This is a genomic window from Bacteroides sp. Phil13 (assembly GCF_001940965.1).
Taxonomy (GTDB): domain Bacteria; phylum Bacteroidota; class Bacteroidia; order Bacteroidales; family Bacteroidaceae; genus Bacteroides; species Bacteroides intestinalis.
Genome location: NZ_MSHA01000104.1, coordinates 44532 through 58552, shown reverse-complemented (window position 1 = coordinate 58552; position 14021 = coordinate 44532). Strand labels below are relative to the sequence as shown.

The following is a 14021-nucleotide window of genomic DNA, read 5'->3' as shown; positions in this document are numbered from 1 at the left end:
AAGTCGAACTTCCTAAATTATTCATGTTATGAAAGATGAAACAAGAATCCGTGGCGCCGCAGGGCGCAAGGTGCTGGCAGACCCGCGCACGCACCGCTATTACCTCTGTCTCAATGACGGAGAGAACGAAAAGTTTATCTCCATGTTCGAGCAATCGGGCATGAAAAACAAAGCCGAATTTATCTTTGCCCGTATCTTCGGTTGAGAGTTCAAGGTAGTGAAGATTGATAAGGAAGCGCAGGAATATTACGCCCAGCTCACCGCTTTCTATCAACAGTTCCGAAGAATAGGAAACAACTACAACCAATGTGTAAAGACCATCCATACCATTTACGGGGAGAAGAAATCGCTTGCGTTTCTCTACAAACTTGCCGAAGAAACCCGTAAACTGGAAGAAGTATGCAGGCAGGTTATCGAACTGACAAAGCGGTACGAAAAGGAGTATCTCACTAAAAAGGAATAACGTCATGGTGCCGAATATCACATCGGGCTGTTCATTCTATGGAGTGATTGCCTATAATAAGATAAAAGTGGACGACGGTACGGCAAAGGTATTGTGACACCCGAAAATTGCGGCTGAGACTTCGGGCAATGTACCGATTGAAAACTGCGTGCAGGCTTTTGAGCCTTACATTGCACTCAATTCACACGTCAAGAAACCTGTTATCCATATTTCATTGAATCCTTCTCCGAAAGACATTCTTTCGGAAGAGCAAATGACCGTACTGGCGCAGGAGTTTATGGAAAAGTTCGGTTACGGGAACCAACCTTATATAGTCTGGCTGCACGAAGACATAAACCGCAAACACATGCACATCGTATCGGTACGCATTGATGAAACCGGAGAAAAGATAGACCATAATCGGGAGGCTATCCGGGCACAGAACATCTGTCGTGAAATGGAAGTGAAGTACGAGCTTCATCCCACACTCGGAGAACACGGTGAGCGGGAACTGGTAAGTCTGCAAAAAGTGGACTATCCGAAAGGTGACGTGAAAGTACAGGTGAAGCATACCGCCCGTACCTTGCTGGAATGTTACAACTGTCATTCACTTGCCGAATACAATACTCTTCTGAATTTGTATAATGTCACTGTTTACGAAATCAGGGGAAGTGTGGACGGGAAGAAGTACCACGGCGTCATGTACGGAGCTTTGGATGATGACGGACAGCAGGTAGGAACACCTTTCAAATCCAGCAAGTTCGGTAAGGTGTTCGGTTATGAAGCATTGCAAGAGAAGTTTGCCGCTTCTGTCGGAAAGGTGAAGAAGGACAACCTCGCAGAAAGGACAAGGCTGGAAATCATTAAAGCCATGCAGGACATCGGCACGAAAGAAGATTTTGCCCTCAGGTTGAAAGAGGCGGATATAGAAGTCGTTTACCGTATCAATCCCGAAGGACGTCTGTATGGTATCACCTTCATAGACCATACCTGCCGGACAGTGTTCAACGGCTCTCGTCTGGGCAAAGCCTTTTCAGCCAATGTGTTCAACGAATTGTTTAACAACTCGGATGCAGACCGTGAAAGACTGATACCACAACCGGAGCAGGAACCGTCCCGGCAGGAAAAGGAAACGAAAGCGGAAGAAAGGCAGGAAAGAACAGAATACCGGCAGCAGAAAAATCGAAGCCATCATCAGAGTGAATTATCAGAAAGTCTGATTGATACATCCGCACTCGGTGCCGTTGACATTTTCTCCATACTTATGGAAGACGACCATACACGCGAGTACATTGATCCGGCCTTCCGCTATGGACGCAAGAAAAAGAAGAAGCGCAGGCGCAGGTTATAGTATAATAATGTATAGAACAAGAAGTTTAATTTTAATAGTTACAATTATGCAGAATGAAGATGATTTAAGAGGTCTTGCCAAAGTCACGGACTTTATGCGGGCCATCAGTTTTTTATTTTTGGCGATACACATCTATTGGTTTTGTTACGGCTGGCTGCATGAAATGGGCTGAACGCTTGATATAGTGGACAGGATACTATCCAACTTCCAACGCACCACCGGACTATTTTCATCTTTGCTTTACACAAAACTGTTTTGTGTCCTTTTCCTCGGTTTGTCCTGCATGGGCAACAAGGGAGTGAAGAAGCATGAAATCACATGAAGGCAAATTATCATTGCGGCCATAGTGGGCACCATGCTCTTTTTCCTGAACTGGTGGTTATTATCTATCAATGCATCATCCGGTGTGTGTACGGTACTTTATATTACAACACTGACCGGCGGTTTCTTCTGTCTGCTGGCATCCGGTTTATGGATAAGCCGCCTGTTGAAGAACAACCTGTTGGAAGACGTTTTCAACCGTGAGAATGAATCCTTCATGCAGGAAACAAAACTCATGGAAAACGAGTATTCCATCAATCTGCCGACCAAGTTCTGGTATAAAGGCAAAGAATGGAAAGGCTGGATTAATGTAGTGAATCCGTTTCGGGCAAGCATGATTTTGGGTACACCGGGTAGCGGTAAGTCGTATGCCGTAGTCAACAATTATATAAAGCAGGCAATCGAGAAGTCCTATGCGCTTTATATATATGATTTTAAGTTTGATGACCTGTCTGTTATCGCTTATAACCATTTGATTAAGTATAGACACCGTTATAAGATACCACCTAAATTTTATGTAATCAACTTCGATAATCCGAGAAAAAGTCACCGTTGTAATCCATTGGCACCGGAACTGATGACGGATATTTCGGATGCTTACGAGTCCAGTTATACAATCATGCTTAACCTTAATAAAAGTTGGGTGCAGAAGCAGGGAGACTTCTTTGTAGAATCTCCGATTGTGTTGTTTACGGCCATAATTTGGTTTTTGAAAATCTATGAAGGTGGCAAATTCTGTACGTTCCCACATGCTATCGAATTGCTTAATAAAAGGTATGAAGACGTTTTTACTATTCTGACAAGTTACCCTGATTTGGAGAACTATCTAAGTCCGTTCATTGACGCATGGAAAGGTGGAGCGAGTGAGCAGCTCCAGGGCCAGATTGCAAGTGCTAAAATCCCGTTATCCAGATTGATAAGTCCTCAACTCTATTGGGTAATGTCCGGCAGTGATTTTACGTTGGATATTAATAATCCCAAAGAACCGAAAATATTATGTGTCGGCAACAATCCCGATAGAATTTCTATTTATGGAGCAGCTTTAGGTCTGTATAACTCCCGCATTGTGAAGTTGATAAACAAGAAGAAGCAAATGAAAAGCTGTGTGATAATTGACGAGTTACCCACCATTTTCTTTAAAGGTCTGGATAATCTGATTGCCACGGCACGAAGCAACAAAGTGGCGGTTGTATTGGGTTTTCAAGACTTCAGCCAGTTGAAGCGCGACTACGGCGACAAGGAGGCCGCCGTAATCATGTCAACTGTGGGCAATGTTTTCAGTGGTCAGGTAGTGGGTGAAACAGCCAAAACCTTGTCGGAAAGATTCGGGAAAATTCTGCAAAAAAGAGAATCTATGAGCATCAACCGCAACGATACATCCACTTCCATCAACACGCAACTGGACAGTCTGATACCTGCATCCAAAATCAGCACACTCTCTCAGGGTATGTTTGTCGGTGCCGTAGCAGATAACTTTGGAGAGACAATCGAACAAAAGATTTTCCATGCGCAGATAGTTGTTGACAATGAAGCTGTACAGAAAGAGACGGCGGCCTACCAACCCATACCCGAAATCAGCAGTTTTCTGGACGAGAACGGCAATGATACAATGGAGCAGCAGATACAGGCCAACTATCGGCAAATCAAACAGGATATTGTCGAATTAGTGGAGAACGAGTTAATCCGTATTGAGAATGACCCGGAACTCAAACACTTGTTGGATGGTAATGAAGGTGAGCAGGCACAAACATAGCCGTTATGTCATAATAATACGTTTTCCACGGCATATTGCGGCAATCTCAGAAACTACGTAAACTTCACTTCTGTAAATTGCCGCAAATAGCGGTTTACCTTATAGGAACAAATTTTACTCAACTAAAACTATTAATAATTCAAAATATTTAACACTAAATATTTCAATAGAGCAGCAGAAGTATATGATGCATAATCTTGATAATCATTGCTTTTTTCTATCGTAGCAAAATCTGATACAGACTTTAAAGATGCTACATAGACTGGACGGGGAGCAATAGCGTTCTCTGCAGCATAAAACATCCCATATGATTCCATCTCTATGCCGAGAAGTTTACGAGAATGTTCTTTAATCTTTTCAATCTCATCCTTACTTGCTATTACAGCAGGCATAGACGCCATTGGTCCTGTATGAATAGCTAAATGTCCTTTAGGTTTACCATTTGTGGGTTTATATTCTTTATATATACAATTTAATAAATCATCGTTATCTTTTAGTTGATCAATGATGTTTCGGAAAGCACTATTTAGAGTCTTTTGGCGATAGTCAGGTTGGAATATTTTGCCTGTATCTTTAATATCTTTAAATTTTCCACTAGCACCATCCCAAACTTCAGTAGCTACAAGAATATCTCCAAAATCAATATTCTCAGTTTCTACAGCTGCTGCTATACCTGTCATAAAAAGATAGCGAGGACGAAAATTATAAACAACTTTTGTGGTTAGCATTGAAGAAGCTGTGCTTGCCATCTGATTTGCAAAGCAAGTTATTATGCGTATTTCGCGTCCGCGAGAGGTCGTAAGTTTGGTTGCATAATATGTAGTACAATCATCACCAGGTTGTTGGACTTGATACCAATTGTTACTGAAAACTTCTTTCACCCAAAAATTTTCAGGTTTTTGAAGAGCTGTTATGATGGCTACATCATAATCATATTCAAGTGTATCTTGTAACATTTTTTTTGAGTTTATTAGATATTCAATTTGATTTTTTAATTGCTCACGCCATACATTACTCATTTCGTCATAATTCAATAAAAACCATAGCGACTTAGAAAAAGCCTGCTGATGTTCAAAGGTAATTGTTTCACGAGTTATACCAACAACATGAAATGGTTTTTTTATATCCTCATCATTTCGAATTAGATCGAGAAGTTCAACTCCATTATCGGGTAAAGCTTCATCTCCTTTTTCTATTGGAAGATATAAATCGATTATAACTAGATCATAGCGTTTAGTTGAAAGCTTTTCAGTTGCTGTAACTAAAGAATCTGCAATTTCCACATGCCCGTTACAAAGACACTCATATCCGCGAATAAGCGTCTTTAGTACTCTTATTTTATCATCAGAATCATCTATTATGAGTATGGATAACATTTTCTATATTTATTTTTAAAAGATCTTTCCAATCATCATTATAAGAGTCGTATTTGATGCAACCATGGTACTTATCACCACAAGATTTGCGCAAACGGGCATCGATGGTGGTTAGAGGCTCATTATTAAAGGTCTCATACTGTGTGATGATTGTGCAATTAAAATCAATATTTTCATCTAGCAATTCCTCTATTATCAATTCTCCACCGTTCTTCAGAGCTTCTCCACCTCCTTCATTCTCTGTAATGTCAAAATTAGGGATAGACATATCAAGTAGCAATAGATCGTATTTATAATCTATTGCCATCTGTACTCCACTTTGATAAGAATGGGCTACTGACAATTTTATGTTTGGGTATATAGATGATATAAATTCAGTTATAGTCTTAGACTTATTTTCATCATCCTCTACTATTAGTATATTCATGATTCTTTACGTAATTTAGATATATTGAGAACTATGTTAGCGATGAATCCCTCCTCTCCAACTTGATTATCGTATGAGTTACCTATTGCATTTAGCACATTAGACACAAGATTGTAAATCTTTGTAATGCCAGTTTTACCTTCCTTGCTAACCTGACCAGAGGTAATCATTACATCATATTTATCTTTATAACTTTCCAAAGTATGACGGATAGTCCCAATGTCTTCATCGGCTACCCAGTTTTTGACTTTTATATGCAAAAAATTATCTTCCTCATCAATATTAATACAGCAGTTTATGCTCTGTCCTTTTTCTTTCTGATAATTTAATACATTATTAAGTAGGTCGTGAAAAATATCATACATTATATTAAAGTAATCACCCACGAACAAAGACTGACTGTTATTGAAAATATTAGGATGAAGTCCTTGCTGATTCATGTTATTTATGATAGTAATACATGTATCAAGGACATATTGCATTGTAAAATCAAAACTTGCATTATTACGACGTTCAAACCAACGACTAACAATAGCGAAATCATTTTGAAGTTCGGTACTACAAGAAGTAACGGCATTGCTTAATGTTGACATTCTATACTTGTCATTACCTAATATTTTTAAAATATCACTGACTAGTTCAGTCAATTCACTCTGCATAATATCTTTCACAGAGTCAAGCATTTCCCGCAAACAACGTAAACACTCTTCTGTTAATATCCATAAACTAGTAAATATCTTGTGCACACACGTATTGAAATCTACATTTTCACATTGACTAAGATTTGCTTGAATTTCATACTCAATATTACGAAGAGAAAAATCGAAACACGCAGGCTTATCAGTATTACGATTTTCTGTCTTAATTTGGATATATTGATCTTTGATAGTGAGAATATGTTTATCTATTGACTCCGTGAATTCTAGGAGTCGATTGAGACATTTTTCACGTTCTTCACCATTAAGATGCATAACTTCGTCAGTCCAATAAGAATTTAAGCCATAAGCACCACTTTCATTCTTGTTTGTAACTAAACGATGTTCTTGAAAATGATTGCGAAGTTGATTGACGAGTGTGCCATGCCGAATACGAGTACTAAGGTAAAAATCAAGTCCATATTTAGGATTGAATAAAAACTTATCACGGAATCCCAGATAAAGCTGACTAAAAAGTGATAATTTATAATTCACCTCTGTAAATTCATCCAGATTTCCTAAGTAAATAGTCGGACGTCCGAGACTTTTAAGGTATTTAACTAAAAACTGCATACCTTGATCTTCGTATTGGATGTTGCTATCTGTTGACTGAAACATCGTAAAAATTAATTCTTCATCAGCTAATTCGTTACGACGAATACCATCTTCATCAACATAGATTTTACTTTCATCTACCTGTTTGATAAGACCTTTTATACGATTAGTCTTAATAAGAGAGGCGATCTCATCTGATGAGCATTTATCTTGAAATATTTCGTATAGATTGTTACAAATACTTAGCCTTTCCTCTATAACTTCATTTTGATTTTTGAATTGTCGTCGGTGAAGACCTATTACTTTTTGATCAGCTACTGAATATAGGAAATATTTTACTCTACGATCAGCTACTATTTTAATTTCAGAAGCTTTACTTACACCTATTTGTTTTAAATAATGCTTATATGAAAGGTAGCGTTTTGAAGTCGTAGCATCTATCAGTGTATAAAATATGGACATCTCTAAAGGAATATTGAGGTCGTCTATCATTTCATTATCCATTTTTTCAATCAAAGCTTTCTTATCGAATTTTATGTCTAAAGTTTTGTCTTCCAAAATACTATTAACATAAAAAAGAACTGCCTCATGCCAAAACGAATGAAAAGCATAATAATTAAACAAAAACGTAGCTACTACGTTTTCTAAATAAACAGGAACTTCTTTTTTATGCCAATATTGTTCCATATAGTTTACGATATCTATATCACTCCAATTCCTCAACTGAATATTTTCAAACTCAGGATCTACTATTTTCTCACTTTCATTTAAAAGGGCACAAAAATAGTTTTGTATGGGAGAGTTCCAATCATAAATAAATTTTTCTTTTTCTTCCATAGTTGAGAAAAATACCAAGTCGGAAAGATTTAGGCCGAAAGAAAATCTCCACGAATTAGAATGCAGATAATGAATATCAGATGCATCAAAAGAGGTAATTATCTCATAAAGATGACGAAGCCCAGTAATACTATATTGAGATTGACAAATAGTACGAAGTCGTTTAAGATGTACTTGAAATGTTTCTTTATGTGCCAAAAGATTAAAATAATGATAGAAAATTTTATCAAAAACAGAACCATCCTTATTTAGCCAATTGCTATCATGTCCAGATAATACCATCGCTCTTACTACAAGGTCAAGAATACTCATGTCAGAAGGATTCTGTTCTAAATATGCTCTACCTTTTTCGATAGTTTCATTATATTCTTGTGTGTAATATAGGTAAATTAATAGATCACGTTCCGAAGTATTTAGTTGAAAATTTCGATCTATATCCTGAATATAACAGAACTTATGTAGCAGAGGGTCATTAATAACAGAAGCAATTCGCTTAATATAGTCTCGGAATTCTGTATTTTGTATTATTTCTTCTGGAAGATACCAAAGATTCTCACGTAGACTCAAATAAAGATCTATTAATGAAGAATTAGAATCACGAAATATCCAGTTGCCTTCTATACCACCCATATATGGAAAACAATGCAAAATAATGAAACTTCTGAATTCTGGTTCAAGCGATTGCGCTAGATTATAATAAAGTAGTGTATCTGCATCAAATGGATAATCAATCGATGAAGATTTAAAAGCGCACATACTGAATAAACTGTTAGGGGTATCACAATCACTTATCTTATTATAGAGCTGTGTACTAGCATTTAAGCCCTGTGATAAACGAACTAGTTTTATTTCATTAGATGATGCCCAAGAAGAATATGAGATACTTATATTTATTTCATTCAAATATTGATAAGCTAAATTATAATTCCCAATAAGCAAATTATCTTCAAACTTTTGACGCAGTTGAACAAACTTATTGAGTAGTTTGTGGTTGAGTTCGAAAACAAAAGCCAATATACCAATATATTCAACTATATTATCTTTTTGTAATATATAGCCAGTGCCATATACTTCGCTATAAGATTTTCTTTTAAGATAGGGCAGCGTAAAAATACTTTTAAATATTCCAGGAACCTTGGCATATATAGTATGCATTTCGTCATATGTGTTCTCCTGCATGAGAATATTCACCATCGTCACTTTATTAATTGACGATGACCGTAACATATTGACTATTTTGGATATACTTTTTTTTTCCATACTCTATATTCTAATCAAAAGACTTCATAATTTAACTTCAAACATCATCTTTCTGTGCAAAAAAGAACTCTTTTTTACAAAAGTAATTAATTATTGGGAAATACAAAAAACTTAATGTACTTAAATCTGATGATAGAACCATTTATTTTCTTTCCTGCCATTTCCCGTCAATCCCCGCCATCCATTTCCATCAATCCTAAAAATATAATACCTTATCAATTAAACCTCTACATTCGCACTGACGGGCTAAAGCTTACCCGGTATTGATTAATTATTGTATCACTTAAATTATTGATTTTATGGCTAAGAAAAAGCAAGAACAACAAGAACAGAATCAGGACGAGCATGTAATGGCCATCCTTGACAAGCGAACGAACAAAACCGCAGTCGTTTCCAAAATGAACGAGTACGACGGCAGTCTCGAAATCGTACCACCCGACAAGAAGAACAGCAGCAGTTTCCTCAAACTGGATCGTACCTCACCGCTAGAACTATTCTTCACCAATTTCAAGAACCAGTACGAAAATCCCACAAGTTTCAGTTTCTTCCTGATACCTCTCGCCGTATTGGACAAGACGCTGAATGCCGTAATTCAGATCCGAAAAGGGGAAGACCCCGGAGTGAATGGCAAAAAACTGGTTGAGAACAGCGAACTGAATGATGAAGGGCGTATCGCCAAACTCGCCCGCCGGTATAAGTTCGACGAACACCAGCTTCCGTGGAAAGAACTCGCCGCATTGGGAGTTGACAAGCAACTCTTGTTTGATAACCACTGCATGGGTGAGATGCTGAAAGGAAGGATTACCTCTATAGCTTTTCCCATCAGCAAGGAAGTGAACGGTGAAAAAAAGGATATGGGGGAAGCCTGTTTCCTCTGTGTCAAAGGGGAGGACGGCAAGGTGAAACTGAAAACTTTAAGCAGGCTTGACAAACCGCAGTATGACCTGCCTGCCTATAAAGGAGTATTCACGGACGAGGAAAAGCAGTCGCTTAAAGACACTGGAACTTTAGGGGCAATCAAAGAGATGAAGGACACCCATACGGGAACGGTCTGCAACTGTTATGTATCTTTCCATGAACCGAGCAACCGTATCATAACCATGCCGGTGGATGCCATCAAGATACCCGATTATATCTACGGGAAAAGGCTGGATGACAAACAGAAGCAAATACTCGCTTCCGGCGGACAGCTTTCCATCAACGACATACAGCGCAAAAACGACACGCTGCTTTCCGGTGTCGCTTTCGTCGATCCGAGAATAATGGATATCGCTTTCAAGCAGTCCGGGGAGCAATTGAAAGTCAACGACACTATCATGGGGGCCAAAATCACGCCTGAGCAAAAGAAGATGCTCCAAAACCATGAAATGGTGTTCGTTGAGAATATGCGCTACAAAGGCAGGGTATTTTCCGATGATGTACGTTTTAGCAACAAGAGCAATCAACTGCTGATAGGACGTAACGCCCGTGAATACAAACCCACTATTGATAGTAAGAAAAATGACAAGAAAAAGGAGGTAAAACAGCAGGCACCCCGCCATGTGGCGTCTGTAAAGGTCCAGTCAACAAAGAGCCTTTCAGTCATGTAACAGATAGATTATTCATGTTTTTGGCAAATATATACCCGGTTCTCTTTTATGGCAGCCGGGTATATGTTTAATATCCGATTAACATTTTAAAGCGATAACAAATGATTATACAAGATAAAAATACCGCAACCGGAGAATTGTCCTATTTTGAGACAACTCTCCTTCTTTATTTAAAGGAAAGCCATCCGCATATTGCCGGTGACAAAGCACTTGTCCGGGTGCGGGCTGACGAGGCGGCAGGCAGCTACGAACGTGCCATACATGACGGCTTATCCGTTACGCAGGCTTTGCAACTAGCCGAGGCCGTTCTCTATCAGGACTTGCGCTTTTCCAAATTCGATACGGTTTTCGAGGTCGTGTCGGAGTGGTTTCCCGAAGTGTGCCCCGAAAAACGGGCGGGTTTCTGCCTGAAAGTATTGTCGCCCGCAGAAACAGTATTCAGCAAATATCCCATAGATGACCAGTTTGAATCATCCCCGTCCTATCATACACTTACCGTTGAACTTACAGGTTTCATACAATTTTATATAGAACAATATGGCATATAACAAACGACAACATTTGGCGGACAACATAGCCGCACTTGAATTGATATTCATGCGCCCGGAGTTTTGTCTCACGGAAGAGGGACGCAAAGTTTTGAACGGTTATTCGGGTTTCGGGGGATTGAAGTGCATCCTGAATCCAGCGGAAAAAGACACGGACATTGAAAAATGAACGACAGACAGGGAATTGTTTCCCCAAGTCCGACTGCTGCATGAACTGTTGCGTGAGTATTCCAAAGACGGGAAAGAATACAAGGCATACGTCCAAAGCCTCAAAAACTCCGCTCTCACAGCCTTTTACACACCGGAACCGGTGGTAACGGCCATGCAGGAATCCTTGCAGGTACCGGGAATCCGTCCGGGACGTTTTCTTGACCCTTCTGCCGGAACGGGCATGTTTATCAGCGGTTTGAAGGATGTTCCCGAAGTCCATTGTTTCGAGAAAGACAAGCTCACGGGAAAAATCCTCTCATCCCTCTATCCGGAAAGCAGAGTGACCATAGACGGTTTCCAGTCCATACAGCCCTATTATAATAACTACTTCGATATGGTTTCATCCAATATACCGTTTGGAAATACCAGAGTTTATGACCGGGATTTTGACCGGAGCAAAGACGTCGTGCGTAAATCCTCACTTGCTGCCGTACATAACTATTTCTTTCTCAAAGGTATGGACACGTTACACGAAGGCGGGATATTGGCCTATATCACGACTTCGGGTGTCATGGACTCGCCACAGAACCGCCCTGTCAGGGAGTGGCTGGTGAACCATGCCAATCTTGTTTCAGCCATACGTCTGCCGGACAACCTGTTTGTTGATGCGGGTACGGAAGTGAGCAGTGACCTGATCGTATTGCAGAAGAATACCCGAAAATCGGAACTTACCGAAAAGGAACGGAACTTTATTGAAACCCGTCTTATATCCGGCAGCATCAATATCAACAACAGCTATGCCGATTTAGACCATATCGTCCATACTTCCGTATCTATGGGTAAAAACATGTACGGACAACCGGCCATGAATTTTATTCATGAAGGAGGTGTCGGCGCAATTTCCGAACATCTCAGGCAGTTATTGGCGCAAGATGTGGAGAACCATCTTGACCGGAAACTTTATGATGACAATCTATCCCGCTCAAACGGCTCCACCATCCTCAAAACAGAGTTTGAGACACTATTGGAAACAGCAGGAGAGACAGAACGGCAGGAGGTACAGGAAGAAAGCCCCGCACAGCCCTATGAACCCATGCTCAACCTGTTTGCCGCCTATGCGGATGAAGAGCAAGCGGAGGTGCAAGTAGCGGAAAGCAGACCTTCTCCAAGCCGGGCACCGTCGGCATCCCGCAAAAAGAAAGGGGATGAACCGGAAATGTTCAACCTCTTCTCCCAAGAGAACATGTACGAGGAAGCCGTCACGCAGGAAGACATGACCGCAGAACGGGCGGAAGCGGAAGCAAAATGGCAGGAGCGCAGACAAAAATTCGAGGAAGAGCGGAAGAAAGAAATGGAACCACGACCGTTTACCAGAGAGATACGTCCCGAATACAAGAACGGTTCCATCGTGAAATCGGGTGAGCAATACGGATATTTAAGAGGGGTGGGTACTCCCGAAGTACAATTCCATCCGCTTAAACTGACAGTCACCCAACAATACCGGGCTGCCTACTATATCCCGCTCCGTGAAGCCTACCACAATCTCTACAATAAGGAAGCCGCAACGGAAACCGAACAGCCGGAACTACGGGAAGAACTGGTCAAGCGGTATGACTGTTTTTACCGCATGTTCAGGGAATTGAACGGAAAGGACAATGCCAAGTTCCTGCTGATGGATGCCGGAGGACGGGAAATACTTTCATTGGAACGTTCCGTTAACGGCAAGATACAGAAGGCGGATATATTTTCTGTTCCCGTATCGTTCAATGCCAATGAAGTGACACATGTAGATACACCACAGGAAGCACTTGCGGCATCCCTGAACAAGTTCGGGGAAGTCAATCTGGAATATATGGAAAATCTCAGTGAAACAGACGGGCAGGAACTGCTCACACAACTGGAAAACCGTATCTTCTACAATCCTATGATGAAGAACTATGAAATCAAAGACCGTTTCATAGCGGGCAATGTGGTGGCCAAAGTCGAATGGATAGAGAACTACCTGAAAGACTATCCCGATGACGACGCAAGCAAGAAATCATTGGAAGCCTTGCAGAAAGCCATACCGGAGCCGATCAGTTTCGAACTGCTTGATTTTAATCTGGGAGAAAGGTGGATACCCGTGTCCGTATATGAAGAGTTTGCCGGTTATCTTTTTGAGGCAAAAGCCCATATCCACTATACGGAATCCATCGACGAGTTCAGTGTGAGTTTTGAAGAAACGAACGCAAACATCACCGACAGATATTATGTGAAAGGGGAAAAAAGAGGTTATTACGGAAACGACCTGCTGAAACATGCGCTACACAACACGGTACCCGACATAACAAAAACCGTGCAGGATGAAGAAGGAAATGATATAAAGGTACGGGATGCCGAGGCCATCCAGCTTGCCGATGCCAAAATCAATGAAATAAGGTCTGCTTTCACAGGCTGGCTGAATGAACAGCTCCCCGAATTTAAACAGCACCTTGCGGACATGTACAACCGCAAGTTCAACTGCTATGTACGCCCGGATTATGACGGTTCCCTGCAAAGTTTCCCGTTCCTTGATCTAAAAGGGCTGGGCATACCGTCCTTGTACGACAGCCAGAAAAATGCCGTATGGATGCTGAAGATGAACGGCGGCGGTATAATCGACCATCAGGTAGGTACGGGCAAAACCCTTATCATGTGCGTGGCCGCCTTTGAAATGAAACGTCTCGGACTGGCGAACN

General features: G+C 40.5%; 9 protein-coding genes and 2 pseudogenes. 8 read left to right on the top strand and 3 right to left on the bottom strand.

Annotation, left to right across the window (positions count from 1 at the left end; all coding sequences use genetic code 11):
• Window positions 1-28: 28 nt before the first annotated feature.
• The 4 genes and pseudogenes from BWI44_RS22425 (at window position 29) to mobC (ending at window position 3867) form a co-directional block, all read left to right on the top strand.
• Window positions 29-205: a plasmid mobilization protein gene (locus BWI44_RS22425; RefSeq protein ID WP_016278423.1), complete on the top strand. Its 177-nt coding sequence runs from the start codon at window positions 29-31 to the stop codon at window positions 203-205.
• A gap of 12 nt (window positions 206-217) precedes the next feature.
• Window positions 218-463 carry a plasmid mobilization protein gene (locus tag BWI44_RS22420; RefSeq protein ID WP_044468196.1) on the top strand — a complete coding sequence of 82 codons (246 nt, stop codon included), beginning with the start codon at window positions 218-220 and terminating at the stop codon, window positions 461-463.
• A 148-nt stretch (window positions 464-611) separates the two neighbouring features.
• Window positions 612-1793 (top strand): conjugal transfer protein MobB, encoded by a 1182-nt coding sequence (gene mobB, locus BWI44_RS22240; RefSeq protein WP_502688845.1) that lies wholly within the window; start codon window positions 612-614, stop codon window positions 1791-1793.
• A gap of 46 nt (window positions 1794-1839) precedes the next feature.
• Window positions 1840-3867 (top strand): annotated as a pseudogene (mobC, locus tag BWI44_RS22235) (conjugal transfer protein MobC).
• A gap of 131 nt (window positions 3868-3998) precedes the next feature.
• On the opposite strand, the gene BWI44_RS22230 reads toward mobC, so the two are convergent.
• From BWI44_RS22230 to BWI44_RS22220, 3 genes are read right to left on the bottom strand one after another with little or no spacing between them, the layout of a single operon-like run.
• The gene (locus BWI44_RS22230; RefSeq protein ID WP_286816500.1) at window positions 3999-5243 is read right to left on the bottom strand and encodes a phosphorylase family protein; all 1245 of its coding nucleotides are present in this window, start codon (window positions 5241-5243) and stop codon (window positions 3999-4001) included.
• Entirely contained in the window at window positions 5218-5670 is a 453-nt protein-coding gene (locus BWI44_RS22225) for a PleD family two-component system response regulator (RefSeq protein ID WP_286471101.1), read from the bottom strand. The genes BWI44_RS22230 and BWI44_RS22225 overlap by 26 nt, the downstream gene beginning before the upstream one ends.
• Window positions 5667-8951 (bottom strand): hypothetical protein, encoded by a 3285-nt coding sequence (locus tag BWI44_RS22220; protein ID WP_286816497.1) that lies wholly within the window; start codon window positions 8949-8951, stop codon window positions 5667-5669. Before BWI44_RS22220 ends, BWI44_RS22225 begins: the two co-directional genes overlap by 4 nt.
• Before the next feature lie 365 nt (window positions 8952-9316).
• Between BWI44_RS22220 and BWI44_RS22215 the strand changes: the two genes are divergently transcribed.
• The 4 genes and pseudogenes from BWI44_RS22215 to BWI44_RS22200 form a co-directional block, all read left to right on the top strand.
• Entirely contained in the window at window positions 9317-10606 is a 1290-nt protein-coding gene (locus tag BWI44_RS22215; protein ID WP_286816496.1) for a DUF3945 domain-containing protein, read from the top strand.
• Between the two features lie 101 nt (window positions 10607-10707).
• Window positions 10708-11154, top strand: coding sequence for a DUF1896 domain-containing protein (locus BWI44_RS22210; protein ID WP_286816494.1), 447 nt, complete (start codon window positions 10708-10710; stop codon window positions 11152-11154).
• A complete protein-coding gene (locus tag BWI44_RS22205; protein WP_162614052.1) occupies window positions 11144-11323 on the top strand; it encodes a hypothetical protein in 180 nt (59 codons plus the stop codon). Before BWI44_RS22210 ends, BWI44_RS22205 begins: the two co-directional genes overlap by 11 nt.
• Window positions 11324-11476: 153 nt before the next feature.
• A pseudogene (locus BWI44_RS22200) lies at window positions 11477-14020 on the top strand (DUF8437 domain-containing protein); the annotation flags it as partial.
• Window position 14021 lies beyond the last annotated feature (1 nt).